This window comes from Reyranella sp. GW821-FHT14A01, assembly GCF_058803965.1.
Genome location: NZ_JBXAPM010000013.1, coordinates 119,049 through 144,479, shown reverse-complemented (window position 1 = coordinate 144,479; position 25,431 = coordinate 119,049). Strand labels below are relative to the sequence as shown.

General features: G+C 66.8%; 25 protein-coding genes and 1 pseudogene. 17 read left to right on the top strand and 9 right to left on the bottom strand.

Translation table 11 applies throughout. The features are described from left to right. Window positions 1-10 precede the first annotated feature (10 nt). Genes ccoG through ccoN form a run of 5 tightly spaced genes read right to left on the bottom strand, consistent with a single transcriptional unit; the run spans window position 11 to window position 4,769 of the window. Window positions 11-1,486, bottom strand: a complete 1,476-nt coding sequence (gene ccoG, locus AC1ROX_RS23185) for a cytochrome c oxidase accessory protein CcoG (RefSeq protein ID WP_493129577.1) — start codon at window positions 1,484-1,486, stop codon at window positions 11-13. Window positions 1,487-1,508: 22 nt separating this feature from the next. Beyond that, window positions 1,509-2,369, bottom strand: coding sequence for a cytochrome-c oxidase, cbb3-type subunit III (gene ccoP, locus AC1ROX_RS23180; protein ID WP_493129575.1), 861 nt, complete (start codon window positions 2,367-2,369; stop codon window positions 1,509-1,511). A gap of 10 nt (window positions 2,370-2,379) precedes the next feature. Further along, on the bottom strand, window positions 2,380-2,535 hold the full coding sequence (locus AC1ROX_RS23175; protein ID WP_493129573.1) for a cbb3-type cytochrome oxidase subunit 3: 156 nt from the start codon (window positions 2,533-2,535) through the stop codon (window positions 2,380-2,382). Between the two features lie 9 nt (window positions 2,536-2,544). Continuing rightward, the gene (gene ccoO / locus AC1ROX_RS23170; protein WP_493129571.1) at window positions 2,545-3,270 is read right to left on the bottom strand and encodes a cytochrome-c oxidase, cbb3-type subunit II; all 726 of its coding nucleotides are present in this window, start codon (window positions 3,268-3,270) and stop codon (window positions 2,545-2,547) included. Window positions 3,271-3,281: 11 nt separating this feature from the next. Further along, window positions 3,282-4,769: a cytochrome-c oxidase, cbb3-type subunit I gene (gene ccoN / locus AC1ROX_RS23165; protein ID WP_493129569.1), complete on the bottom strand. Its 1,488-nt coding sequence runs from the start codon at window positions 4,767-4,769 to the stop codon at window positions 3,282-3,284. A 122-nt stretch (window positions 4,770-4,891) separates the two neighbouring features. Between ccoN and AC1ROX_RS23160 the strand changes: the two genes are divergently transcribed. Further along, entirely contained in the window at window positions 4,892-5,716 is an 825-nt protein-coding gene (locus AC1ROX_RS23160) for a DUF2189 domain-containing protein (RefSeq protein WP_493129567.1), read from the top strand. On the opposite strand, the gene AC1ROX_RS23155 is transcribed toward AC1ROX_RS23160, so the two are convergent. Beyond that, the gene (locus tag AC1ROX_RS23155) at window positions 5,691-6,425 is read right to left on the bottom strand and encodes a sulfite exporter TauE/SafE family protein (RefSeq protein ID WP_493129565.1); all 735 of its coding nucleotides are present in this window, start codon (window positions 6,423-6,425) and stop codon (window positions 5,691-5,693) included. The two genes, AC1ROX_RS23160 and AC1ROX_RS23155, sit on opposite strands and share 26 nt — an antisense overlap. A gap of 101 nt (window positions 6,426-6,526) precedes the next feature. On the opposite strand from AC1ROX_RS23155, the gene AC1ROX_RS23150 reads away from it, so the two are divergent. From AC1ROX_RS23150 to AC1ROX_RS23125, 6 genes and pseudogenes are all read left to right on the top strand, one after another. Beyond that, window positions 6,527-7,363 carry a universal stress protein gene (locus tag AC1ROX_RS23150; protein ID WP_493129563.1) on the top strand — a complete coding sequence of 279 codons (837 nt, stop codon included), beginning with the start codon at window positions 6,527-6,529 and terminating at the stop codon, window positions 7,361-7,363. A 12-nt stretch (window positions 7,364-7,375) separates the two neighbouring features. After that, window positions 7,376-8,719: an oxygen-independent coproporphyrinogen III oxidase gene (gene hemN / locus AC1ROX_RS23145; protein WP_493129561.1), complete on the top strand. Its 1,344-nt coding sequence runs from the start codon at window positions 7,376-7,378 to the stop codon at window positions 8,717-8,719. 12 nt (window positions 8,720-8,731) lie between these two features. Then, the gene (locus AC1ROX_RS23140; protein WP_493129559.1) at window positions 8,732-8,947 is read left to right on the top strand and encodes a hypothetical protein; all 216 of its coding nucleotides are present in this window, start codon (window positions 8,732-8,734) and stop codon (window positions 8,945-8,947) included. A gap of 102 nt (window positions 8,948-9,049) precedes the next feature. Next, window positions 9,050-10,174, top strand: a pseudogene (locus AC1ROX_RS23135) (two-component system sensor histidine kinase NtrB); the annotation flags it as partial. Next, a complete protein-coding gene (gene fixJ / locus AC1ROX_RS23130; RefSeq protein WP_493129557.1) occupies window positions 10,167-10,790 on the top strand; it encodes a response regulator FixJ in 624 nt (207 codons plus the stop codon). The pseudogene AC1ROX_RS23135 and the gene fixJ, both read left to right, overlap by 8 nt. An 80-nt stretch (window positions 10,791-10,870) precedes the next feature. Next, a complete protein-coding gene (locus AC1ROX_RS23125; protein ID WP_493129555.1) occupies window positions 10,871-11,545 on the top strand; it encodes a helix-turn-helix domain-containing protein in 675 nt (224 codons plus the stop codon). Window positions 11,546-11,570: 25 nt separating this feature from the next. Here AC1ROX_RS23125 and AC1ROX_RS23120 read toward each other — a convergent pair whose 3' ends face one another. Further along, window positions 11,571-12,173, bottom strand: coding sequence for a hypothetical protein (locus AC1ROX_RS23120; RefSeq protein WP_493129553.1), 603 nt, complete (start codon window positions 12,171-12,173; stop codon window positions 11,571-11,573). 250 nt (window positions 12,174-12,423) lie between these two features. On the opposite strand from AC1ROX_RS23120, the gene AC1ROX_RS23115 reads away from it, so the two are divergent. The 7 genes from AC1ROX_RS23115 (at window position 12,424) to AC1ROX_RS23085 (ending at window position 20,409) form a co-directional block, all read left to right on the top strand. Then, window positions 12,424-13,398 carry a Bug family tripartite tricarboxylate transporter substrate binding protein gene (locus AC1ROX_RS23115; RefSeq protein ID WP_493129551.1) on the top strand — a complete coding sequence of 325 codons (975 nt, stop codon included), beginning with the start codon at window positions 12,424-12,426 and terminating at the stop codon, window positions 13,396-13,398. Window positions 13,399-13,447: 49 nt separating this feature from the next. Next, on the top strand, window positions 13,448-14,296 hold the full coding sequence (fghA, locus tag AC1ROX_RS23110; protein WP_493129549.1) for an S-formylglutathione hydrolase: 849 nt from the start codon (window positions 13,448-13,450) through the stop codon (window positions 14,294-14,296). A 4-nt stretch (window positions 14,297-14,300) separates the two neighbouring features. Further along, entirely contained in the window at window positions 14,301-15,191 is an 891-nt protein-coding gene (locus AC1ROX_RS23105; RefSeq protein ID WP_493129547.1) for a LysR family transcriptional regulator, read from the top strand. A 143-nt stretch (window positions 15,192-15,334) separates the two neighbouring features. Then, window positions 15,335-15,814 (top strand): formate dehydrogenase subunit gamma, encoded by a 480-nt coding sequence (locus AC1ROX_RS23100; protein WP_493129545.1) that lies wholly within the window; start codon window positions 15,335-15,337, stop codon window positions 15,812-15,814. Further along, the gene (locus tag AC1ROX_RS23095) at window positions 15,811-17,340 is read left to right on the top strand and encodes a formate dehydrogenase beta subunit (protein WP_493129543.1); all 1,530 of its coding nucleotides are present in this window, start codon (window positions 15,811-15,813) and stop codon (window positions 17,338-17,340) included. Before AC1ROX_RS23100 ends, AC1ROX_RS23095 begins: the two co-directional genes overlap by 4 nt. Before the next feature lie 9 nt (window positions 17,341-17,349). Next, entirely contained in the window at window positions 17,350-20,184 is a 2,835-nt protein-coding gene (gene fdhF / locus AC1ROX_RS23090; RefSeq protein ID WP_493129541.1) for a formate dehydrogenase subunit alpha, read from the top strand. Between the two features lie 6 nt (window positions 20,185-20,190). Beyond that, window positions 20,191-20,409 carry a formate dehydrogenase subunit delta gene (locus tag AC1ROX_RS23085; protein WP_493129539.1) on the top strand — a complete coding sequence of 73 codons (219 nt, stop codon included), beginning with the start codon at window positions 20,191-20,193 and terminating at the stop codon, window positions 20,407-20,409. Between the two features lie 15 nt (window positions 20,410-20,424). Here AC1ROX_RS23085 and AC1ROX_RS23080 read toward each other — a convergent pair whose 3' ends face one another. Next, window positions 20,425-21,900 carry an aldehyde dehydrogenase gene (locus tag AC1ROX_RS23080; protein WP_493129537.1) on the bottom strand — a complete coding sequence of 492 codons (1,476 nt, stop codon included), beginning with the start codon at window positions 21,898-21,900 and terminating at the stop codon, window positions 20,425-20,427. Between the two features lie 145 nt (window positions 21,901-22,045). Between AC1ROX_RS23080 and AC1ROX_RS23075 the strand changes: the two genes are divergently transcribed. The 3 genes from AC1ROX_RS23075 (at window position 22,046) to AC1ROX_RS23065 (ending at window position 24,364) form a co-directional block, all read left to right on the top strand. After that, window positions 22,046-22,309, top strand: a complete 264-nt coding sequence (locus tag AC1ROX_RS23075; RefSeq protein WP_493129535.1) for a hypothetical protein — start codon at window positions 22,046-22,048, stop codon at window positions 22,307-22,309. A gap of 239 nt (window positions 22,310-22,548) precedes the next feature. Next, the gene (locus tag AC1ROX_RS23070; protein ID WP_493129533.1) at window positions 22,549-22,749 is read left to right on the top strand and encodes a cold-shock protein; all 201 of its coding nucleotides are present in this window, start codon (window positions 22,549-22,551) and stop codon (window positions 22,747-22,749) included. 325 nt (window positions 22,750-23,074) lie between these two features. After that, window positions 23,075-24,364, top strand: coding sequence for a hypothetical protein (locus AC1ROX_RS23065; RefSeq protein ID WP_493129531.1), 1,290 nt, complete (start codon window positions 23,075-23,077; stop codon window positions 24,362-24,364). 13 nt (window positions 24,365-24,377) lie between these two features. Here the strand turns inward: AC1ROX_RS23065 and AC1ROX_RS23060 are convergent, their stop codons facing one another. Beyond that, on the bottom strand, window positions 24,378-25,352 hold the full coding sequence (locus tag AC1ROX_RS23060) for an SDR family NAD(P)-dependent oxidoreductase (protein WP_493129529.1): 975 nt from the start codon (window positions 25,350-25,352) through the stop codon (window positions 24,378-24,380). Between the last annotated feature and the right edge of the window lie 79 nt (window positions 25,353-25,431).

Genomic DNA, 25,431 nt, shown 5'->3' with positions numbered 1-25,431 from the left:
GCGTCTCTCCTCAGTGTCCTGGCCCGACGAATACCGCGTCGTGCGAAGAGGTGCCGCCGCGCGCCTCGTCGCTCACCTCGAAGGTGATCGGCTTCGCGCCGGACGGTGCGGCAGCGGCGGGCACGGTGACGAAGACCCGGAAAGTACCGACCGCGTCGGGATGCACGGTGAGGGTCGCCCGTGGTCCGTCGCCCTCGACCTCGGCGCCGACGAAGCCGAGCGCGGCCTGCGGCAAACCGTCGAGTGTCACGCGGTACTGACGTTCGTCGCGCTGCTTGTTCAAGATCTTGAGCGTGTAGGCGTTGCGGATGTCGCCATTCGACAGGCGCACGAAGTTGGGACTGCGGTCGCGCTGCACCGCGAGATCGGTCTGGGTGCGCAGCGCAAAGGCCGCCAGCATGACCGTCGTAACGGCGAGCAGCAGGCCAGCGTAGAGAATCGTACGTGGCCGCACGGGGCGCCAGCGCGCCCGTGTCTTGCCCGCGGTCTGCTCCTTCACCTGCTGGTTGGCCAGCGTGTCCCAGCGGATCAGCCCGCGCGGACGGCCGACCTTGTCCATGGTCGGTGCGCAGGCGTCGATGCAGAGGCCGCAGCCGATGCATTCGATCTGCTGGCCGTCGCGGATGTCGATGCCGGTCGGGCAGACGGCGACGCAGAGATTGCAGTCGACGCAGTCGCCGCGGCCCTGCCAGCTGTCGCCCGCCTTGTGCTTGCCGCGCGTCTCGCCGCGCCACTTCTGATAGGTGACGATCACGCTCTGCTCGTCGAGCATCGCGGCCTGGAAGCGCGGCCACGGGCACATGTAGGTGCAGACCTGCTCGCGAGCCCAGCCGGCCAGCAGATAGGTCGTCGAGGTCAGCAGGGCCACGCAGGCATAGACTTCCATCGAGGCCTCGCCGCGGAAGATCTTCACCAGGGTGCCGGGCGCATCGACGTAGTAGAAGACCCAGGCGCCGCCGGTCGCGGCGGCGATGACCAGCCAGGCCGCGTGCTTCAGCGTCTTGCGCGCCGCCTTGTTGAACGACATCGGCTGGCGGTCGAGCCGCATGCGTTCGTTGCGGTCGCCCTCGATCCGCCGCTCGATCCACATGAAGAGGTCGGTCCATACGGTCTGCGGGCAGGTGAAGCCGCACCAGACGCGGCCGAACAGTGAGGAGGCGAGGAACAGGCCGAAAGCGCCGAGGATCAGGAAGCCCGTGACGAAGTAGACTTCCTGCGGCCAGATCACGACGTCGAAGAACCAGCCGCGCCGTCCGTCGAGGTCGATCAGGATCGCCTGGTCGGGTGCGTTGGGTCCGCGGTCCCAGCGGATCCACGGCACCAGGTAGTAGATGCCGAGCAGGACGGCGAGGACGGCCCATTTGACCCGGCGCCAGAGGCCGGATACCGCGCGCGGATAGACCTTGATGCGCGTGACGTAGAGCGGCATCGCCTCCTTCTGCGTGCGCAGGGAGACCGCCTCGTCGTCCTGGACCCGGATGTCCATTGCCTGTCCGCCTTCATCGGGCCTAGCGGCCGCCGCCCAGCGCGTGGACGTAGATGGCCAGCATCTTCATCGTCGCCTCGTCGAGACGGCCGCTCCACGCCGGCATGCTGCCGTTGCGGGCATAGAAGATGGAGCGATAGACCTGCTCGCGATCGCCGCCATAGAGCCACAGCCCGTCGGCGAGGTTGGGCGCGCCCAGCTCCTGGTTGCCCTTACCCTCGGCGCCGTGACAGGCGACGCACTGGTCCTTGAAGATCTGCGCGCCTTCCTCGGTCGCCTTGGCCTTGCCGGACAGGCTCAGCACATAGTCGGTCACGGCCGCGACCTGCGCGCCGGTCAGCATCCCGTCGGCGCCAAAGCGCGGCATCATCGACTGGCGCGATTGGTCGTCGGCATTGCGGATGCCGTGCTGGATGGTGGCGTAGATCTGGTCGAGGCTGCCGCCCCACAGCCAGTCGTCGTCGACCAGGTTGGGGAAGCCCGTGTTGCCGGCGCCGCCGGCGCCATGGCACTGCATGCAATTGGTCTGGAAAGCAGAGCGGCCGCCCGCCATCGCGAAGTTGAACAGCTCGGGTTCCTTCGAGATGTCGGCAAGCTTGGTCTTGCGAATGCGGTCGACAAACACGGCGCGTGCCTTGGCCTGCGCGTCGAGTTCTCGGGTGAGCTCGGCTCGGCTCGAATAGCCCAGCACGCCGTCGGTATGGCCGTTCAGCCACGGCCAGGACGGGTAGAGCACGCAGTAGACCGCGGCGAAGACGATGCAGGCATAGAACGTATAGACCCACCAGGTCGGCAGCGGCGTGTTCAGCTCCTTGACGCCGTCCCACTCATGGCCGGTCGTGTCGCGGCCCGACAGTCTGTCCTTCTCGATCTTGGTCGGCATGACGGGTCCTTCAGCGATCGTCGTCGTTCAGGGGAATTTGGGCGTCCTTCTCGAAGCGCTTCCTGTTGCGCGGCCGCCACGCCCAGAAGGCGATGCCGGCGAAGACGAGCAGCGCCCACACGGTCCATAGCGAGCCGAGGAACTCGCCCAGAGAATGGAGGTCCATGATCGCCCCCTATTGCCGCAGCCGTTCGGGCGGCAGGTCGCCGAAGCGCACCAGCGTGCCCAGCATCTGCAGGTAGGCCACCAGCGCATCCATCTCGGTGATGCCGGTCTTGTCGGTGTTGAACTTGCCGACGACGGCGCGCGGATAGCGTTTCTCCAGGGCCGTCGGATCGAGGTCGGGATTGACCTGCGCCTCGAGGTCGGCGTTGGCATTGGCGATCATCTCGTCGGTGTAGGGCGTGCCGACCGCGCGCAGCGTCTTGAGGTGCTGGGCGATGTCTGCGTATTCGAGCGGCTTGTCGGCCAGGAACGGATAGGCCGGCATGATGCTCTCCGGCACCACGGCGCGCGGGGAGACGAGATGGGCGACGTGCCAGTCGTTGGAGTAGCGGCCGCCGACGCGCGCCAGGTCGGGGCCGGTGCGCTTGGAGCCCCACTGGAACGGCTTGTCGTACATGCTCTCGGCGGCGAGGCTGTAATGGCCGTAGCGCTCGACCTCGTCCTTGAAGGGACGGATCTGCTGGCTGTGGCAGGTGTAGCAGCCCTCGCGGATGTAGATGTTGCGACCCAGCAGCTCGAGCGGCGTGTAGGGCCGCACGCCGTCGATCCGCTCGATCGTCGTCTCGATGGTGAACAGCGGAATGATCTGCACCAGTCCGCCGATCGACACCGTGATCAGCGTCAGCACCAGCATCAGGATGACGTTCTTCTCGATCCATTCGTGACGGATGAACATCGCGCGTCTCCTTAGGCCGCGAGGGCAGGGCGGGGACGCGTGGCGAGGCTTTCGGCCTCGCCGCGGATCGTGCGCCACATGTTGTAGCCCATCAGCAGGCCACCGGTGAGGAAGCAGAGCCCGCCCAGCAGGCGGATCGCGTAGAAGGGCTGCATCGCGGCAACCGTCTCGACGAACGAGTATTGCAGGAAGCCCAGCTCGTCGTAGGCACGCCACATCAGGCCCTGCATGATGCCGCTTACCCACATCGCGGTGATGTAGAGGACGATGCCGATGGTCGCGATCCAGTAGTGCCAGCCGATCAGGCGCGTCGACCACATGGCGGGCCGGTTCCACAGCTTCGGCACCATGTAGTAGAGCGTGCCGAACACGATGAAGGCGACCCAGCCCAGCGCGCCGGAATGGACATGGCCGATCGTCCAGTCGGTGTAGTGGCTGAGCGAGTTGACGGCCTTGATCGACATGACCGGGCCCTCGAACGTCGCCATGCCGTAGAAGCCGACGGCGGTGACGGAGAAGCGCAGGCCGGGATCGGTGCGCAGCTTGTCCCACGCGCCCGACAAGGTCATCAGGCCGTTGATCATGCCGCCCCAGCTCGGCATCCACAGCATGACCGAGAAGACCATGCCCAGCGTCTGCGCCCAGTCGGGCAGCGACGTGTAGTGCAGGTGGTGCGGGCCGGCCCAGATGTACATGAACACCAGGGACCAGAAGTGCACGATGGACAGGCGGTAGGAGTAGACCGGCCGGTTCGCAGCCTTCGGGATGTAGTAGTACATCATCCCGAGGAACGCCGCGGTCAAGAAGAAGCCGACCGCGTTGTGGCCGTACCACCACTGGATCATCGCATCCTGCACGCCCGACCAGGCGCCGTAGCTCTTGGTCCCGGTGATCGACACCGGCAGCGCGAGGTTGTTCACGATGTGCAGCATCGCAATGGTGATGATGAAGGCGAGGTAGAACCAGTTGGCCACGTAGATGTGCGGCTCCTCGCGCTTCATCACGGTGCCGAGATAGGCGATCAGGAAGGCGACCCAGACGATGGTCAGCCACAGGTCGACGAACCATTCGGGCTCGGCGTACTCCTTGCTCTGCGTGATGCCGAGCAGGTAGCCGGCCGCCGCCATGACGATGAAGAACTGGTAACCCAGCAGCACGAACCAGCCGAGCGGCGCGCCGCCGAACAGGCGGGCGCGGCAGGTGCGCTGCACGACATGGAAGGCCGTGCCGATCAGCGCCGTGCCGCCGAAGGCAAAGATCGCGGCCGAGGTGTGCAGCGGCCGCAGGCGGCCGAAGGTGAGATAGGGGCTGTCGAAGCTGAGCTGCGGCCAGACGAGCTGGGCGGCGATCACCACGCCCGCGAGAAAGGCCACGATGCCCCAGAACATCGACAGCACCACGGCGGCGCGGATCGGATCCTCGACATAGCGCGGCGCGGTCGCCCGGTGCGGCAAGGGCACGTGAAGTGCGCCGGCTGGCAGGATGGCTGGATTCGACATGATCTCTCCCGCTTTGACGGGAGGAGACTAGGGAGGGGTGCCGGCGGCTCCCTTGATGTGGGTCAAGGCTTCGCGCCGCTTCCCGGTATGAAGTGTCGCATCATGTCCGGAACAAAGACGCCATGAGCTCCTCCGTCGCCGTTTTCCCGGGGCCGACGCCGCACATAAGGCGCGTGCCCATCGACCGGCCGTGGATCTGGCTGGCCGCGGGATGGAACGACCTGTGGGCCTCGCCGGTGAGCGGCCTCGCCTGGGGCGTCGTACCGGTGGCTGCGGGCTGGGCAGCCATCGTGCTGTTGCTGTGGCTCGACCAGCCCTGGCTGGTCCTGCCGCTCAGCGCCGGCTTCTTCTTCGTCGGCCCCTTCATGGCCGTCGGCCTCTACGAGACCAGCCGCCGGCTCGGTGCCGGATTGCCGGTCGACGGCGAGACGACGCTCGGCGCCTGGCGGCGCAATCCCGACCAGATCGCGCTGATGGGGCTCGTGCTGCTGTTGCTGCATCTCGCCTGGATGCGCATCGCCCAGCTCCTGTTCGCGCTCTTCGACGGCCAGGGCGTGCCGTCGTGGGATCGCTTCATGGATATCGTCTGGCATTCCGCGCGCAGCCTGCCGTTCCTGGCGGCGGGCGTGGCGATCGGCGCGGTGCTGGCCGCGCTTGCCTTCGTCATCGGCGCCTTCTCGATCCCCTACCTGCTCGATCGCCGGCATTCGAACCTGTTCGAGGCCATCGCCACTTCGGTCGCCGCCGTGCGCCTCAATCCGCGGCCGATGCTGCTGTGGGCAGGCCTGATCGTACTGCTGGTCGCCATGGCGATGGTACCGGGCCTGCTCGGCCTGGTCGTCGTCCTGCCGGTGGTCGCCCATGCGACGTGGCACGCCTATCGCGACGTGGTGAGCTTCGAGCCGCAGCAGCCGGGCGAGATCAGATCCGCTGACTTGCCAGGGTGAGCATGAGCACGGCGTTGGCCAGGAGGATGGGCGCCGCAATCCATCGGCCGGCCTCGCGCAGGCGACGCCGCAGCAGCAGGCCGCCCCAGCCGACCGCCACCAGCGCCGGCATCGTGCCCAGCGCGAAGGACAGCATGGCGAGAGCGCCGTAGACCATTGACGCCGAGCCGGCAGCGGCAGCCAGCGCGCCGTAGAGCAGGCCGCAGGGCAGGAATCCCAGCAACACGCCCTGCCCGTAGCGCCCGGCCGCGCGGTGCGACCGCGACAGCGGGGCGGCGAGACGCGAGAGGGCCGCGCTCCACGGCGTCGTGCGGCCGACGACGAGCCCGGCCGCCTGCGCAATCAACAGCAACGCAGCCGAGACGAGAAGGAGGGACGATAGCCAGGCGAAGCCGGTGGTCGAGGCGAAGAGAGCGGTCGCACCGCCCGACAAGGCGCCGAGCGAGACATAGGTGGTCGCGCGCCCGAGGTGATAGGGCGCAAGCGCGGCCGCGCCCAGCCGGCGCCATTCGCCATAGTGCTGCGAGCCGGCATTGCCGGCGCTCATCACCTGGCCCAGCACGAAAGGACCGCACATGCCGGAGCAATGCAGCGCGCCGCCGGCCAGTCCGGCCACGAAGAGGGCGGCCGGCAGGGCAAGCGGCTCGCTGCCGGCCGTGGCAAGGCCGCTGCCGCACAGGGCGATCAGTTTCGAGATCCACTCGGTCATCGCGCGATTGGACACCGGCGATCGCTTCGAGGTCTTGACCTGAATCAAGGTCGACCCGCGACCGCCGTGACAGAACAGCACGACAGCCGGCGGAGGTCCCCATGAGCTACAAGACGATCCTCGTTCATTGCGATGCGAGTCCCAAGGTGCCGCAGCGGCTCGCGGTCGCCGCGGACCTGGCCGAACGCGTAGGCGCCCATCTGGTCGGCGTCCATGTCCGGCCGCCTTTCCAGGCGCCGGTGTTCTTCGAAGGCGGCGTGGCGATGGACAGCGCCTTCGCCGCTTACGAAGCGGGCACCCAGGCCGACGAGGCGGCGGCACGCGCTTCGTTCGACAAGGCCCTGAAAGGCCGGCAGCTCACGCCCGAATGGCGCGTCGCCGACGGCTTCATCGACAGCGAACTCATCATCCAGGCGCGTTACGCCGACCTGCTGGTCCTGGGCCAGACCGATCCCGACGAGCGGACGCCGACGCCCTCCGATCTTCCCGAAGCGGTGGTCCTGGCGACCGGTCGGCCCTGCCTGGTCGTGCCGCATATCGGTGTGCGCCGCCCGCCGGGAAGCAACGTCATGGTCTGCTGGAACGCGACGCGGGAAAGCGCGCGGGCGGTGGCCGACGCGCTGCCGTTCCTGCGCACGGCGGCCCAAGTGACGATCCTCGTGGTCGACCCGCGGACGTCGTCCAACGGCCATGGTGCCGAACCGGGCGCCGACGTGGCGCAATGGCTGGCGCGGCACGGCGTCAAGGTGACGGTGCAGCGCGACGTCGCCACCGACAGCGATGTCGGCGGCGTGATCCTGTCGCGGGCGGCCGATCTCGCGGCCGACCTGATCGTGATGGGAATCTACGGCCATAGCCGTGTGCGCGAGATGGTGCTGGGCGGGGTGAGCCGCACGCTGCTCGCCAGCATGACCGTCCCCGTCCTGATCTCGCATTGAGAGATCGCGGCGATGGAGACCACGACATCCGCGAGGTATGACCGGCAGGTCCCGCGTTATACGAGCTATCCGACGGCGGCGCAGTTCCACGGCGCCGTTGGTCCGGTCGAGCATCGCGCCTGGCTTGCCGCGCTCGCCGGGGGCTGCTCGACGGTCTACCTGCACGTGCCGTTCTGCGCGCGGCTCTGCTGGTACTGCGCCTGCAATACCTCGGCGGTGAACCGGCCGGAATCGCTCGACGCCTATGCAAATGCCCTGCTGCGCGAGATCGACCTTGCTGCCGAAGCCGCGCCGGGCATGAAGATCGGCGCGATCCAGTGGGGCGGCGGCACGCCCTCGCAACTGGGCGCATCGCGTCTCATCGAGGTTTCGCGGCGGCTGGCCGCGCGCTTCCAGCGTGCGGTGGGTGCCGAGACGTCGATGGAGATCGATCCGCGTTTCTGTGACCGGACGCTGGTCGACGCAATGGCCGAGATGGGTGTCGGCCGGGCGAGCCTCGGCGTGCAGGATTTCGACATCGGCGTGCAGCAGGCGATCAATCGCCGGCAGTCGATTGAAGATACCACCGCTGCCATCGAGCGGCTGCGCGGCGCCGGCATCGCGGGCATCAACATCGACCTGGTCTATGGCCTGCCGCACCAGACGGTGGAGACGCTTGCCGATACCCTGGACGCCGCCATTGCGCTGACGCCCGACCGCTTCGCGGTGTTCGGCTATGCCCATGTGCCGTGGATGAAGTCACGGCAGGGTTTGATCGATACGGCCGCCCTGCCGGCCACGACCGTGCGCATGGAGATGGCGGAGCTGGTCGCGGAACGCCTGGTCGCGGCAGGCTATGTCCGCGTCGGGCTCGATCACTATGCGCGGCCCGGCGATGCGCTCGCGACCGCGGCAGAAAGCGGCGGGCTGCGACGCAGCTTCCAGGGCTATGTCGCCGAGGCCCAGCCCTCGGTGATGGGGCTGGGCGCGTCGGCGATCTCCAGCCTGCCCGATGGCTACACCCAGAACGCCGCCGACGCCCGGCGCTATGTCGCGACGATCGAGGCCGGTGCCTTCGCGACCATGCGCGGCCGCGAACTCACCGCCACCGACCGTCTGCGCGGCGAGGTCATCGAACGGCTGATGTGCGACTTTTCGGTGGATCTCGCCGAGGTCCGCCAGCGCCATGACGCGGCGCCGGACACGTTTACCAAGGATATCGAGTCCCTGTCGGATCTGCTCGACGACGGTGTTGTCCGTTGCGACGGCGAACGGCTGCAGGTGACCGATCGCGGCCGGCCGTTCGTGCGGTTCGTCTGCGCGGCCTTCGATCCGCATCTTGCCCACACCGACGGCCGCCATTCCCGAGGCATCTGAAGGAACCTCTCTATGAGCACCCATCTCCTGGTCTCGCGGCACGTCGAGGCAGCGCTGGCCGAAGCCTCGGCCAAGGGCATCGAGCCCGACGTCGTCGCGCGTTGCCTCCTGTCGGAGGCGATCCGGTTGTTCCGGCTCGGCCGTTCGAACGACGACATCGCCGCGGAACTCGCGGCGGCGGCCGACAATCTCGACGAGGATGCGCCGCTGTCCTTCATTCGTCCGTGACGGCGGGTTGACGCGTTGCCGCGCGACGGCCGCGGCGTGCTATCTTCGGCCGCAGGAAATGAGCACGATTTTACAATGAGCGAGCCTTCGCTCGGCCTGGCGCTGGAGGCGGCCGAGGCCCGGTTGCGGTCGATCCTGCAGACCGTGCCCGACGCGATGATCATCATCGACGAGAAGGGCCGCATCGAATCCCTCAGCACCACCGCGGAGCGGCTGTTCGGCTATGCCCACGACGAGATCGCGGGCCGGAATGTGAGCATCCTGATGCCGTCGCCCGATCGCGAGCGGCACGACGCCTATATCGGGCGCTATCTCGCGACCGGTGAGCGGCGGATCATCGGGATCGGCCGCATCGTGGTCGGCCAGCGCAAGGATGGCTCGACCTTCCCGATGCACCTCACCGTCGGCGAACTGCGCACCGGCGACCGCCACCATTTCACCGGCTTCATCAGGGATCTCACCGACCAGCAGATCACCGAATCGCGGCTGAAGGAGCTGCAGTCGGAAGTGACTCACATGTCGCGCTTCACGGCACTGGGCGAGATGGCCTCGACGCTGGCGCACGAGATCAACCAGCCGCTGACCGCCATCAACAACTACCTCAAGGGCTCGCTGCGGATCCTGCAGCGGTTCGACGGTGAGGACGCCGTCGTGTTGCGCGACGCGATCGGCAAGGCGGCCGACCAGGCCTTGCGCGCCGGGCAGATCATCCGCCGGCTGCGCGAGTTCGTGGCGCGCGGCGAGAACGAACGCACGGTCGAGAGTCTTCCCAGGCTGATCGAGGATGCGAGCACCCTGGCGCTGATCGGCACGCGCGAAGGCGGCATCGAGACCGTCTTCCGCCTCGATCCGCAGGCGGTCCTCGTGCTGGCCGACCGCATCCAGATCCAGCAGGTGCTGGTCAATCTCATCCGCAATGCCATCGAGGCGCTGCTCGATTCGCCTCAACCGCGCCGGCTCGAGATTGCGACGGCGACCCGTGAGAATGGTCTGGTCGAGGTGAGCGTCGCGGATTCTGGTAGCGGACTTGCGCCCGAGGTGGCGCGCAACCTCTTCCAGCCCTTTGTCACCACCAAGCGCAAGGGAATGGGGCTTGGCCTCTCGATCTGCCGTACCATTATCGAGGCGCACGGCGGCAGGATCTCCGCCGACCGGCGGGAGGGCGGCGGCACGGTCTTCCGCTTCACCTTGCCCAGCGCCAATACCGAGGACTTGGAACGTGTCTAGCCAGGTCGTTCATGTGATCGACGACGATTCGGACGTCCGCCAGTCGCTGGCGTTCCTGCTCAGCACGGCGGGGCTCGCCGTGCGTGTCCATGATTCGGCGACATCCTTCCTCCAGGTGCTGCCGGAAATACACAACGGCTGCGTCGTGACCGACATCCGCATGCCCGGCATGGACGGGCTGCAGTTGCAGAAGCGACTGGCCGAGCTCAAGCCAAGGCTTCCGGTCATCCTCATGACCGGCCACGGCGACGTGCCGCTGGCGGTGCAGGCCATGAAGGCAGGGGCTGTCGACTTCATCGAAAAGCCTTTCGACGACGAAGTGCTGCTCGGCTCCATCCGCACGGCGCTGGCGCGGCATGCGCGCGACAGCACGCACGAGGCGCGGATCGCTGCCATCCGCACCCGGCTCGCCATCCTGTCGGAGCGCGAACGCGAGGTGCTGCAGGGTCTGGTCGACGGCAAGGCAAACAAGGTGATCGCCTACGATCTCGGCATCAGTGCCCGGACCGTCGAGGTCTATCGGGCCAATGTCATGACCAAGATGCAGGCCGACAGCCTGTCGAGCTTGGTGCGCATGGTCCTGGCGGCGGCGCCGACCGCCGATCCGGCTACGTAGAATCCCTTAGTCCAAGACCCGAATGGTGGCAGGGAAGGGGCGGCGGTACCCAGATTGCGTTGCATCCAGCAGGGGACGCCATGCAGACCGCCACCGCCATTCGCTCACACGCCATGCCGACCGCTGTTTTCCTGCACGCACCGGTCATTCGGCGCCCGGCTCTTGCGAGCCAGAGCCGCCGGCTGTGCCGGGGGGAGGCGCTATATGTCCAGGGGGACGAGGCGGAGTTCTTCTACAAGGTCGTTACTGGTTCGATCCGGTCCAGCAAGCTGCTGAGCGACGGCCGCCGCCAGGTCGACGCCTTCCTCCTGCCCGGCGACATCTTCGGGCTGGAAGCCGGCGCCGAGCACCGTTTCACGGCCGAGACGCTGGAGGACACGACCGTGCTTGCCTTTCGCCGGTCCAGGCTGGGCGAGTTCGTCGCCGACGATCCCGGCTTTGGCGAGGAGATCAGGAGCGCGATGATGCGCGGCCTCGAGCGGGCGCAGGACCATATCCTGCTGCTCGGCCGCAAGACCGCCCAGGAGAAGATCGCAAGCTTCCTGCTCGACATCGCGGGACGTCTCGCTGGCGGCAAGGGCCATGTGGATCTGCCGATGCAGCGCGCCGACATCGCCGACCATCTCGGCCTCACCATCGAGACCGTGTCACGCACGCTGATGCAATTCGCGCGCGACGGCCTGATCGGTCTGCGCGCTGGCGGCCGCTCGATCGACCTGTGCAACCTCGCGGCCCTGCGCCTCCTTCACATGTAGCGACCGAAAGATCCGCAGCTCAGGCTCACTTCTGATCGCCCCCTGTCTTTCCGTCGCCTTCGCTGAGGGCCGGTCCGGACGTCCAGTGGCATCGCTCCGCCAGCAGACGCATGCTCGGTTCGGCGTTGCTCACGGCGAAGGTGAGCAGGAACGGAACCGAGAGCGGCCGCGGGATCGTGAGACGCAGTTCGGATCCGCCGTACAAGGCGCTCACGAAAGCGATCGCCCGCTCACCGGACAGTTCGAGGCTTCCGCCCTGGAGGCTGGACTTCCAGAAGATCGTGTCGAGGCGGCTGCCGTCGAGGCTCGCCCCCAGGCCGATGACCCATAGGCTGGACCGAAGGCCGTCCACATCGAGGTGCACGGTCGTCGCTCCGTCCAGGCAAAGGACCCGGAGGCTGGCTTGGCGGTTGCGCCCGCGTTCCTGCGCGACGCCGAAGAGCACGGCCGCCACGCCGCTGGCACCGCTGTTGTGATTGCGCACCTCGACCGCAATCCATGCCGCCCGACGGTAATCCGTGGACGGAAGGGTCGCCGCCTCTTCGAGTTCTGGCGACCCGGCATTCGCAGCACCGCTCCACAGGGCCAATGCCACGGCGAAAGAAAGCAGATGTTGATGGATTCGCATGATAGCACCCGGAACTTCGGCACAAAAAACGGCCCTCCGGCCGCTGGATGCACGAAATCAGCGCTAGCTAGCCGGAGATCTTTATTTGCAAGGCGAGAAGGCCTTGCATCCGAGAGGGGGTTGCAGCCATCGGCCCAATTATACGCTCTTCCGAACCGAGCAGAAAGAGGCCGACTGCGGTACTGCGTTGACGCAAAAATTCGTTCCGTCGACAATCGGCAAAACTGAACAGGAATAAAGGGAGGCTATAATGAAGTTCACACGTCGCACCGTCATGGGTTCGCTGGCAGCCACGGCCGCAGGCGCCTTGCCGGCTTTCGGCCAGGCATTTCCGAACAAGCCGGTGAAGATCGTGGTCGGCTTCGCCGCCGGCGGCGGCACCGACTTCGTGGCGCGCGTGCTGGCCGAGGCGCTGAAGGAGCGCTGGGGCCAGTCCGTCATGATCGAGAGCCGCACCGGCGCGAGCGGCATGCTGGCGGCGGAGCAGGTGGTGAGGTCGGCGCCCGACGGCTACACGTTGCTCGTCTCTCCCCAGACCTCGATCGCGGTGGCGCCGCAGATCTTCGCCAAGTCGCCCTACGATCCGCTCAAGGACCTGACGCCGATCACCATCCTCACCGCCACGCCGATGCTGCTGGTGGCGCATCCGTCCTTTCCGGCCTCCACCTTTGCGGAGCTGGTGGCTTACGTGCGGGCCAATCCGGGCAAGGTCACCTTTGCCTCGGGCGGCATCGGTTCCTCGCCGCACATGACGTCCGAGCTGCTCAACATGCGCCTCAATCTCAAGGGCGTGCATGTCCCGTACCGCGGCGAGCAACCCGCGCTCGCCGACGTGATGGGCAACCAGGTGGGCGTCCTCTTCGCCAACATCCCGTCGGCCATGCCCTATGTGCAGACGGGCAAGCTCAAGGCGATTGTCAGTACCGGCGAGACCCGCTCGCCGCTCGCGCCCGATGTCCCCACGATCGCCGAATCGGGCGAGAAGGATATCGTGACCGCGACCTGGAACGGGCTCTACGGCCCCGCCGGCATGGCGCCGGAGCTGGTGCAGAAGATCTACACCGATGTCAGCCAGGTGCTGGGCGAGGGCGAAGTGCGCAAACGCCTGCTCGCCTCGGGCAGCGACATGGTGCTCAACACGCCGCAGCGCTTCCAGGAATACCTGCGGGCCGAAGTGACGCGCTGGGGCCAGGTCATCAAGGCGGCCGATATCCGCGCCGAGTGAGACCGGCTAAGCTCGCAATCCGTAGTTCGCGAGCAGGTGTGGTGAGTAAATGGCGATGATGACGACGCGCAGCGAGCAGTCGTGCTTTGGGGGCACGATCGGCTTCTACAGCCATGCCTCGACGGAGACCGGCACCGAGATGAAGGTCTCGGTCTATGTCCCGCCGGGCGCCTCGGCGCGGCCCCGGCCGGTGCTCTACTTCCTTGCGGGCCTCACCTGCACCGAGGAGACCTTCATGATCAAGGCCGGCGCCTTGCGTCATGCCGCCGATCTCGGCCTCGTCCTCGTGGCGCCGGATACCAGCCCGCGCGGCCTCGGCCTGCCGGGCGAGGACGACGACTGGGATTTCGGTACCGGCGCCGGCTTCTACCTCGATGCCGAGGCGGAGCCGTGGCGGCGGAACTATCGCATGTACTCCTATGTGACGCGGGAGCTGCCGGCGCTGATCGAGGCGAGCTTCCCGGTCGACACGGCGCGGCGGGGGATTTTCGGCCATTCGATGGGCGGGCATGGCGCGTTGATCGTCGCGCTGAAGAATCCGCAAGCCTACCGGTCGGTCTCCGCCTTCGCCCCGATCTGCAATCCCGCCGGCGTGCCGTGGGGTGAGAAGGCTTTCGGCAACTATATCGGGTCGGATCGCGAACGCTGGTTGGCATGGGATGCCAGCGAGCTGATGCGCCGCCAGCGCTTGCCGGTCCCGATCCTCGTCGACCAGGGGCTGAAGGATCAGTTCCTCGAGACGCAGCTCCAGCCGGGATCGCTTGAAGCGGCGGCCGCGGCTTCGGGGCAGGAACTGGTCCTGCGTCGACACGCCGACTACGACCATTCCTACTGGTTCATCCAGAGCTTCATCGAGGATCATATGAAGTGGCACGCCGACAAGCTGGGCGCCGGCTGACGCCATGATCGACAAACTGGAATTCCTGCTTGCACTCGCCCAGGAGCGGAATTTCAGCAAGGCCGCCGAACTGTGCGGCGTCACGCAGCCCACTTTCTCCGCCGGCATCAAGAGCCTCGAGGACATGCTCGGCGTGATGCTGGTGCAGCGGACCTCGCGCTTCATCGGCTTCACGGCGGAGGGCGATCGCGTGCTCGACTGGGCGCGCGGTATCGTGGCCGATACGCGGGCGATGCGGCAGGAGGTGAGCTCGCTCAGGAAAGGGCTCAGCGGCCGGCTGCGCATCGCCGCCATCCCGACGGCGCTCGCCATGGTTTCGGCCCTCACGACGCCGTTCCGCGCCAGGCATCCCAACGTGAAGTTCACCATCCTGTCGCGGACCTCGATCGAGATCCTGTCGATGCTGGAGAACCTCGAGGTCGATGCCGGCCTGACCTATATCGACAACGAGCCGCTCGGCCGGTTGCGCGCCGTGCCGCTCTATACCGAGCAGTACCGGCTGCTCACCTCGGAGGACAGCCCGTTCGGCGATCGCGAGAGCATCACCTGGGCGGAGGTCGGCAAGATCCCGCTCTGCCTGCTGACGCCGGACATGCAGAACCGGCGCATCATCGACCAGCTCCTGGCCGAGGCCGGCGGGCAGGCCGACCCGACGCTCGAATCCAATTCGATGATCGTGCTGTTCTCCCATGTCCGCACCGGCCGGTGGGCCAGCGTCATGCCGCAGAAGCTGGCCGACACGCTTGGCCTCACCGAGCATCTGCGCTCGATCCCCATCGTCGAGCCGGACGCCTCGCATGCGATCGGCCTTGTGGTACCCCGGCGCGAGCCCATGACGCCCCTCGCGACGGCCCTTGTCTCCGAGGCCACGCAGTTGGCCGCGACATTGGTTTGATTGGCGTCGAAGCGCCTCCCAAAGGAGGCGGTTTGATAGGTTTGTTCTATTGCACCACTGAACAGCTTTATTGAGGGCGAGCGTTCGCGCGCAGAACATCTGCAAGACAGAGCCGGTGGAAACAACCAGCCGGCCGCTTTTGGATGGAATGCACAGTGTCGTCGCGCTGGAAAGAGGCAGAGGCCACTGAGATCGTCCGTCGTCATGACGGGCGGGAGGGTCCGTTGCTGCCCATCCTGCACGATCTCCAGGCGGCATTCGGCTACATCCCGGAGCTGGCCATTCCCTTCCTGGCGCAGGCGCTGAACATCACCCGCGCCGAGGTGCATGGGGTCGTTTCCTTCTATCACGACTTCCGTCGCGAGCCGGCAGGCCGCCACGTGCTGAAGCTCTGCCGCGCCGAGGCCTGCCAGTCGATGGACGGCGAGGCCTTTGCCCGCCGCGTGCTCGACCGCTTCGACCTCGACTGGGGCGGCACCACGTCCGACGGCAGGGTCACGGTCGAGGCGACCTATTGTTTGGGTCTCTGCGCCTCCGCGCCCTCGGCGATGCTCGACGGCGAGCCGATGGCGCGGCTGAACGCGGACTCGATCGACGAGATCGCCGATGAGGTGGCGCGATGACGACGCGCTTCTTCGTGCCGCGCGATGCCGCCGCCCGCGCCGTGGGCGCCGACAAGGTTGCAATCGCCTTGCACGAAGAGGCCAGGCGGCAGGGCATCGACATCGAGATCGTTCGCACCGGCTCGCGTGGCCTGTTCTGGCTGGAGCCGATGGTCGAGGTCGAGACGCCGGGCGGTCGCATCGCCTTCGGGCCGGTGACTCTGCGCGATGTTCCGGGATTGCTGCCGCCCAGTGCCGGCCATCCCCTGTATCTCGGCCGGCCTGAAGACATTCCCTTCCTGAAGCGTCAGACGCGGCTCACTTTCGCGCGCTGCGGCATTGTCGATCCGTTGTCGTTCGCAGACTGGCGCCGCCATGGCGGTGGTCGTGGGCTCGAACGGGCCCGCAGCCTCGGGCCGGCGAGGACACTGGAGGAAGTCACGAAGTCCGGCCTGCGCGGCCGGGGCGGCGCAGGCTTCCCGACCGGCATCAAGTGGAAGACCGTGGCCGACGCGCCGGCCGATCGGAAATACATCGTCTGCAATGCCGACGAAGGCGATTCCGGCACCTTTGCCGATCGCATGCTTCTGGAAGGCGATCCTTTCGCGCTGATCGAGGGCATGGCGATCGCGGGCCTCGCCGTCGGAGCGACCAAGGGCTACGTCTACATCCGCTCCGAATATCCCGATGCGATACGCACCTTCGAGCGCGCCGTGCTGCTGGCCGAGGCCGATGGGCTGCTGGGTGCCGCGGCAGGGTTCGATATCGAAGTGCGTGTCGGCGCCGGCGCCTATGTCTGCGGTGAGGAGACCGCGCTGCTGGAGAGCATCGAGGGCAAGCGCGGGCAGGTGCGCGCCAAGCCGCCGCTGCCCGCGCACAAGGGCCTGTTCGGCCGGCCGACCGTCATCAACAACCTGATCTCGCTGGCCACCGTGCCATGGATCCTGGCCGAAGGGGCGGAAGCCTATGCCGCCTTCGGCATGGGACGCTCGCGCGGTACCATGCCGATCCAGCTCGCCGGCAACATCAGGCACGGCGGCCTGTTCGAGGCGGCGTTCGGCGTGACCCTGGGCGAGCTGGTCGACGAGATCGGCGGCGGCACGCAGAGCGGCCGTCCGGTGCGGGCGGTGCAGGTCGGTGGTCCCCTGGGTGCCTATTTCCCGCGCGCGCTGTTCGACACGGCGTTCGACTACGAGGCCTTCACGGCGCGCGACGGGCTGATCGGGCACGGCGGCATCGTCGTGTTCGACGATACGGTCGACATGGCGCGCCAGGCCCGTTTCGCCATGGAGTTCTGCGCCATCGAATCCTGCGGCAAGTGCACGCCCTGCCGCATCGGCTCGACGCGCGGCGTCGAGACCATCGGCAAGATCATCCGCGGCGAGCGCGGTGCAGCGAACCTCAAGCTGATCGAGGATCTCTGCCAGACGATGAAGTTCGGCTCGCTCTGCGCCCTGGGCGGCTTCACGCCCTATCCGGTGATGAGCGCCATCAAGCATTTCCCCGAGGATTTTGTCCGCCCGCCGCTCAGCGTGGCCGCGGAATAGGGGCCCTTCATGTCACTCGTCCCCGAGATCGATTACGGCACGCCGGCCAGCCGCGCGGCAGAGCAGGTGGCACTCACCATCGACGGCCATTCCGTCACGGTTCCGGCCGGCACGTCGATCATGCGCGCGGCGATGGATGCCGGCATCCAGGTGCCGAAGCTTTGCGCCACCGATTCGGTCGAGGCCTTCGGTTCCTGCCGGCTGTGCCTCGTGGAGATTTCCGGCCGCGCCGGCACGCCCGCCTCCTGCACGACGCCGGTGGCGCCGGGCATGGTCGTGTCGACCCAGACCGAGCGGTTGAAGCAGATCCGCAAGGGCGTGATGGAGCTCTACATCTCCGATCATCCGCTCGACTGCCTGACCTGTGCGGCCAACGGCGACTGCGAGCTGCAGGACATGGCGGGCGCGGTCGGCCTGCGCGACGTGCGCTACGGCTATGACGGCGAGAGCCACACCAAGCAGGCGAAGGACGAGAGCAACCCGTACTTCACCTTCGATCCCTCCAAGTGCATCGTCTGCTCGCGCTGCGTCCGCGCCTGCGAGGAAGTGCAGGGCACCTTCGCGCTCACCATCCAGGGCCGCGGCTTCGACTCCAAGGTCTCGCCCGGCGCTTCGCTCGACAATTTCCTCAGCTCCGAATGCGTGTCGTGCGGCGCCTGCGTGCAGGCCTGCCCCACGGCAACGCTCTCGGAAAAGAGCCTGATCGAGATCGGCCAGCCCGAGCACTCGGTGGTGACGACCTGCGCCTATTGCGGCGTCGGCTGCAGCTTCAAGGCCGAGATGCGCGGCGAGGAGCTGGTGCGCATGGTGCCGTGGAAGGATGGCAAGGCCAATCGCGGGCATTCCTGCGTGAAGGGCCGTTTCGCCTGGGGCTACACCCATCACAAGGAGCGCATCCTGAAGCCGATGGTGCGCGAGAGCATCGACCAGCCGTGGCGCGAAGTGAGCTGGGACGAAGCGATCGGCCGGGTCGCGTCGGAGTTCCGCCGCCTGCAGGAGAAGCACGGCCGCCTCGCCATCGGCGGCATCACCTCGTCACGCTGCACCAACGAGGAGACCTATCTGGTGCAGAAGCTGGTCCGTGGCGGCTTCGGCAACAACAATGTCGACACTTGCGCCCGCGTCTGCCATTCGCCGACCGGCTTCGGCCTCAGCCAGGCTTTCGGCACCTCGGCCGGCACGCAGGATTTCGATTCGGTCGAGCAAAGCGATGTGATCCTGGTGATCGGCGCCAACCCGACCGACGCCCATCCGGTCTTCGCCTCGCGCATGAAGAAGCGCCTGCGCCAGGGCGCGAAGTTGATCGTGGTCGATCCGCGTCGCACCGACCTCGTGCGCATGCCACATGTCGCGGCCGACTATCACCTGCCGCTGCGGCCCGGCACCAACGCCGCGCTGATGAATGCGCTGGCGCACACGATCGTCACCGAGGGACTGGTCAACGAGCGGTTCGTGCGTGAATTCTGCGACCGCGACGCCTTCGAACATTGGGCCGCCTTCGTGTCGGAGCCGCAGAACAGCCCGGAGACGGTGGGGCTGATGGCCGGCGTCGATCCCGAGGCGATCCGCGGCGCCGCGCGGCTCTATGCCAGCGGCGGCAACGCCGCGATCTACTACGGTCTCGGCGTCACCGAGCATAGCCAGGGCACCACCACGGTCATGGCGATCGCCAATCTCGCCATGGTGACGGGCAATCTCGGCCGGCCGGGTGTGGGCGTGAACCCGCTGCGCGGCCAGAACAACGTCCAGGGCGCCTGCGACATGGGCTCGTTCCCGCACGAGCTGACCGGCTACCGCCACATCTCCGACGACGCGACCCGCGAGATGTTCGAGAAGATGTGGGGCCGGCCGCTCGATTCGGAGCCCGGCCTGCGCATCCCCAACATGTTCGACGCGGCGATCGAGGGCACGTTCAAGGGCCTCTACGTCCAGGGCGAGGACATCCTCCAGTCCGATCCCAACACCGCCCATGTCGTGCAGGCACTGTCGGCGATGGAATGCGTCGTGGTGCAGGACCTGTTCCTGAACGAGACGGCGAACTACGCCCACGTCTTCCTGCCGGGCTCCACCTTCCTCGAGAAGGACGGGACCTTCACCAACGCCGAGCGCCGCATCAATCGCGTGCGCCGGGTGATGACGCCGAAGAGCGGCATGGCCGACTGGGAGATCACCCTGGCCATCGCCAGGGCGATGGGCTTCGAGATGCCCTACCGGCATCCGTCGGAAATCATGGACGAGATCGCAGCGCTGACGCCCACCTTCGCCGGCGTGTCCTATGATCTCCTGGACAAGGTCGGCTCGGTCCAGTGGCCGTGCAACGAGAAGGCGCCGCTCGGCACGCCGGTCATGCATATCGGCGGGTTCGTCCGCGGCAAGGGCAACTTCCTGATCACGGAGTACGTGCCGACCGACGAGCGCACGGGGCCGCGCTTCCCGCTGCTGCTCACCACCGGCCGCATCCTCAGCCAATACAATGTCGGCGCCCAGACCCGGCGCACCGACAATGTCGTGTGGCACGACCAGGACCTGCTCGAGATCCATCCGCACGACGCCGAGCAGCGCGGTGTGCGCGACGGCGACTGGGTCAAGCTCGACAGCCGCGCCGGCAGTACCAGCCTGCGGGCCAGGATCACCGACCGGATGGCGCCGGGCGTCGTCTACACCACGTTCCACCATCCCGACACGCAGGCCAACGTGATCACGACCGAATTCTCCGACTGGGCGACCAACTGCCCGGAATACAAGGTCACGGCCGTTCAGGTGTCGCCGTCCAACGGCCCCGGCGACTGGCAGAAGGAGTATGCCGAGCAGGCCCGGCTCAGCCGGCGCATTGCCGCGGAGTAGGCGGGGATGTCGCAGGACAAGCTGGTGATGATGGCCAACCAGATCGGCAGGTTCTTCGCGCCGCAGCGCAATGCCGATCCGGCGGCCGCCATCGCCACGCATATCCGGAAATTCTGGGACCCGCGCATGCGTGCCGGGATCGTCGCGCATCTGGAGAAGGGCGGAGAGGGGCTGGACGAACCCGTCCGCCAGGCCGTCCTTCGCTTGAAGGACGGCCTGGCGTAGTTCTTCCTTGTCGGCTTAGCGCATCACGAACGGGTTGGCGGGCGAGCCCTCCGCGGTCGAGATCCAGACGCTCTTGGTTTCGAGATACTCGTGGATCGCTTCCATGCCGCTCTCGCGGCCGATGCCGGAATGCTTCATGCCGCCGAACGGCATCATGTAGCTGATCGCACGGTAGGTGTTGACCCAGACCGTGCCGGCCTTGAGCGCGGCGGTCATGCGTAGCGCCCGGTTCATGTCCTTGGTCCAGACGCCGGCCGCCAGCCCGTAGATCGTGTCGTTGGCCAGCCGCACGGCCTCCTCCTCGGTGTCGAAGCCGATGATCGACAGGACCGGACCGAACACTTCCTCGCGGGCGATCCGCATGTCGGGCCGCACGTCGACGAAGATGGTCGGCTCGACGAACTGGCCGCCGGGCATCGACGGCGCGGCGCCGCCGCCCAGGATGCAGCGCGCGCCCTCGGCCTTGGCGATCTCCATGTAGTCGAGGATCTTGCGGTACTGCGGCGCGGTCGTGACCGGGCCGATATTCGTGTCCGGCAGCATCGGATCACCCTTGCGGGCCGAGCGTCCCAGCTCGGCGACGCGCTGGCTGAACTCCTCGCGGATCGAGTTCTGCACCAGCAGGCGCGAGCCCGCGATGCAGGTCTGGCCGGTGGCGGCGAAGATGCCGGAGATGGCGCCCGATGCGGCGGCACCGAGGTCGCAATCCTCGAACACGATGTTCGGCGACTTGCCGCCCAGCTCGAGCGACACGCGCTTCAGCGTCTTGGCGGCCTGCGCATAGATCTTGGCGCCGGTCGCGTCCGAGCCGGTGAAGGTGATCTTCGAGACGCCCGGATGATCGACCAGGGCCGAGCCCGCTTCCTGGCCGTAGCCGGTGACGACGTTGAACACGCCGTCGGGGAAGCCCGCCTCCTTGGTCAGGGCCGCGAATTCCAGGGTCGACGCGGACGCGAATTCCGACGGCTTCACGACGACCGTGCAGCCGGCGGCGATCGCGGCCGCGCATTTCCAGGCGATGAACAGGAGCGGCGAGTTCCAGGCGGTGAGCGCCGCGACGACGCCGACCGGCTCGTGTCGCGTGAAGGCGAAGTGGTTGGGCTTGTCGATCGGCACGACGGCGCCCTGGATCTTGTCGGCCAGGCCACCGAAGTAGCGCCACCATTCGGGGTTGTAGTTGACCTGTCCCAGCATCTCCGACAGCAACTTGCCGTTGTCGCGCACCTCGACTTCCGCAAGCCGCTGGGCGTTGGCGGCGATCAGGTCAGCGAGCTTCAGCATCAGCTTGCCGCGATTGGACGGCGACATTGTCGCCCACGGTCCTTCGCGCAGGGCAAGCGACGCGACCGCAACCGCGCGATCGACGTCACGCGCGCAGCCCTGCGGGATCCGGGCCCAGACCTCGCCGCGATACGGGTCCATGCTGTCGATCCACTGGCCGCCGATCGGGTCCACGTACTGGCCGCCGATGAAATGCTGGTAGGTCTTCAAGATACGCCTCCTCTGCCGCGTGAACGGCCTTTCGCTTGGCGGGACCGCGAAAGCCCGCCTATTGTGCGTTCGAGCATACAACGCGTATCGCGGCCTCGAGCCAGTGCTTTCGTCTGGCCGACAATATCGGTGAGCTTCCTGATCCATGACACGACTGACCTTATTGTTTCTTCTCTCTACAGTTCTGGCCTGCGAAGCGTCCGCCCAAAGCGATGATGTGGCCTATTGCAAGAAGCTCGGTGATTATGCGACGCGATATCTGGGCGATGCCGGTGGCAACGGCGGCACCCGGCCGGATTTCGACGTCATCGACGGCATCGACAAGTGCAACAAGGGCAACACCGCCGCCGGGATTGCCATCCTCGAGAAGAAGATCCGCAGCAAGGGTTTCACGCCGCCCGCGCGCTGACGGTGTCGACGATAACGAACACGTGAAGAGCGCGCGCGATCGACGGCTCCTGGCCGGAGGGCGGCCTACCGGCCCGCATCATGAGGATTTTGAGCCGGTCAAACCCCAAAAACGGCGCTTTCGAGGCAACCCATGATTGTCATTGCCAGCCGTGAACAGGCGATGGTCAGACGGGGTGAAATGTTGTTATCGTGACGGCGGCGCGACGTTCGCGCCGGACATTAGGGAACACTAACCATATGGCTTCAGGTACCGTTAAGTGGTTCAACGCCACCAAAGGCTACGGATTCATCCAGCCCGATACGGGCGGCAAGGATGTCTTCGTCCACATCAGCGCGGTCGAACGTGCTGGGCTCAACGGCCTGAATGAAGGCCAGAAGATCAGCTACGATGTCCAGGTCGAGCGCGGCAAGGAAGCTGCGGTCAATCTCAAGGCCTAGGGTCGCGCGCCCGGAAACCAAAGAAACGATTGCACGCTCGTCTACAGGCGGGCGGCAATGATACGCCAGAGGCTCCGGTCGCCGTTCACTGCGGTGCCTGGAGCCTTTTTCGTAGAGCGCTGGCGGAACTTTCAGCTAGCGTACCCGTTGTACGGTAGGGAACCGAATGGTGGCGGTTCCCTTCAATGATAGAGTCTATTTACCGCCATAAAATTTATGATCTTCCCTCTGTAAACGCGGGATGCGTCCACGGGGGTGCGAACAGCGGACGGGTGCTCGACGGGGGGTCGGGGTCCTTAGTCGGCTGAGAGTAAGCGAGACGAGTATGCGGATTTTTTCTGCTTTTCTGGTAGTGGCGGTCGCCTCGATCGTTTCGATCCTGGGAGGTGGAGAGCTTCAGGCCGCGACCATCGTCTCCGTGGCATCGTCCACACCTCCTCTCCTTTTTGCACGAGCCGACACGGCGGAAAGCCCCAGGCTGCGCCTCACCGGCATGATCGAAACGGGCGACGCCGAAAAGCTGCGCGGCCAGCTGATCAAGCTCCAGGCCCTGGTGCCGCCGAAGCCCGGCATGCCGCTTGCCACGATCGAATTGAGCAGCATGGGCGGCAGCCTCTCGGAGGGCATCCGGATCGGCGAGCTGCTGCGGAGCTTCAAGGTCGTCGCGATCGTCCGCAAGGAAGACCTCTGCCTGTCGGCCTGTGCGCTGGCACTCCTCGGCGGCACTGCCGTGCGCACCGCTGCGGCCTATCCGGCGGATTGTAATGTCGAGGTCGGCGGCAAGGTCGCCTTCCATAACTTCTTCCTCGATCGCACCGACCTGCGCGGCGTGACCCACGACGATCCGCTCGCAAGCCGCCTCCAGGGCTTCGCCGATGCGCGCGGCGGTGCCGCGATGCTGATCCGCTACGCCGCCGACATGGGGCTGCCGCCGGCCTTCGTGGCCAACCTGATGGCGCGGCCGGTCGAGGAATTCCAGTATGTCGAGACGATCGGCGAATTCCTGGCGCTCAATATCTGCCCGATCGGCCTCGCACGCCCGGCGCTGCCGATGTCCCACCAGGCCGTCAACATCTGCAACAATTCGCTGCCCACGCCGGCATCGCTCTCGTCCTTCATCGTCGGCCCGATCGCGCCGCCGCTGGTGCGTCAGTACATGCTGGAGCGCGTGCAGGACGGCATGAATGCCGCCAAGGCCAAGGGCAAGCTCGCCGAGCAGCTCGCCACCTGGTCGGTGATGCGGTCGAAGGACGAGGTCGACAGGCTCTACGACGACCTGCGCGCGGCGGGCGTTGCACTGCCCGAGATCGTGGGCCCGACCTTCGAGGTCGCGCTCAACCGGTCCGGCACCGTACGGGCGGCCTGCTACGTCAGCCTGTCGGCGACCGATCCGGACCGCTACGAGGTCGTCCTCCAGGGCGAGAGGGGCCTCGGCGAGGCGGTCCGCAAGCCGCCCGCCAACGCCCGGCGCATGTTCCTGTTCGACCGGCAGGCCTTCGCGAACCAGCGGTCGCCCACGGACATGCGCGACGTCGTCCTTCCCGACACCGACGACCGGCAGACGGCGCCGCTCAGCTCCGGTGTCATGTCCAGGCGCGACACCGCGGCCAAGTAGCGTCGCCGGCCGATCAGCGGCCGCCGGCCACCCAGCCGGTCTCCTTCGCGAAGGCTTCGAAGAAATCCTTCTCGTAGGCCTGTTCGGGCGTTTCGCGCACGAGCGTGTCGAGGCGCTCGGCGTCGCGGCCGACCAGGATGCGCCAGCGTTCGTTGCGCACGCCGTCGAGAATGATCGTCGCCGCTTCGGCGGCCGTCGTCGGCGCGTCCTCGAGGAAGCGCTGCGCCCGCTCGGCGATCATCTTGCGCACCTCGTCGTCGGAGAGCCTGGTCGCGTCGATTCCCATCGAGGAGATGCGGGCGCGCGCCAGGCCGACCTCGTGCGCGGTGATCTCGTCGGTCTGGTTGCCGCTCTGCAGCTTGCGCGAGTTGGCGATGATCGAGGTGCCGATATGGCCCGGCATCACGACCGAGCATTTGATGTGCGGCGCATGCAGGCGCAGGTCGGTGACCAACGCCTCGGTGAAGCCCTTCACGGCGAACTTGGCCGCGGCATAGGCGGTCTGCGGGATGTTGGGCGCGATGAAGGCCCAGAAGCCGTTGACGCTCGACGTGTTGACGATGTGGCCCGCATCGGCGCGGCGCAGCATCGGCATGAAGGCCCGGGTGCAGAGATAGACGCCGCCCCAGCAGATGTTGAACGTGCGCTCCCATTCGTCGCGCTCGTTGACGAGGAAGCTGCCGCCGCCGCCGATGCCGGCATTGTTGAACAGGAGATGGATGCGGTCGGTCTCGTGCTGCTCCGCCACTTCGTCGCGGAAGTGCACGACCTGCGGCTCGTCCGCCACATCGGCGATGTGCGTGGTGATGCGCTGGCCCTGTTGCAGGCCTGCCGCCTCACAAAGCCGTTTGGTCTCGGCCATCGCGCCGCCCGACACGTCACCCAGCGCGATGTTGCAGCCCTCGGCCGCAAGCTGCCGCGCCAGCTCGCGCCCCATGCCCGTGCCGCCGCCGGTGATGACGGCGATCCTGCCCGCGAAATCCTTCATGCGTTCCTCCTTGATTGCGGCAAGCTTAGCGCAATCATGAGGGAGCAACAGGCCGGGTTGCCGCCATATTCGGCCCTTA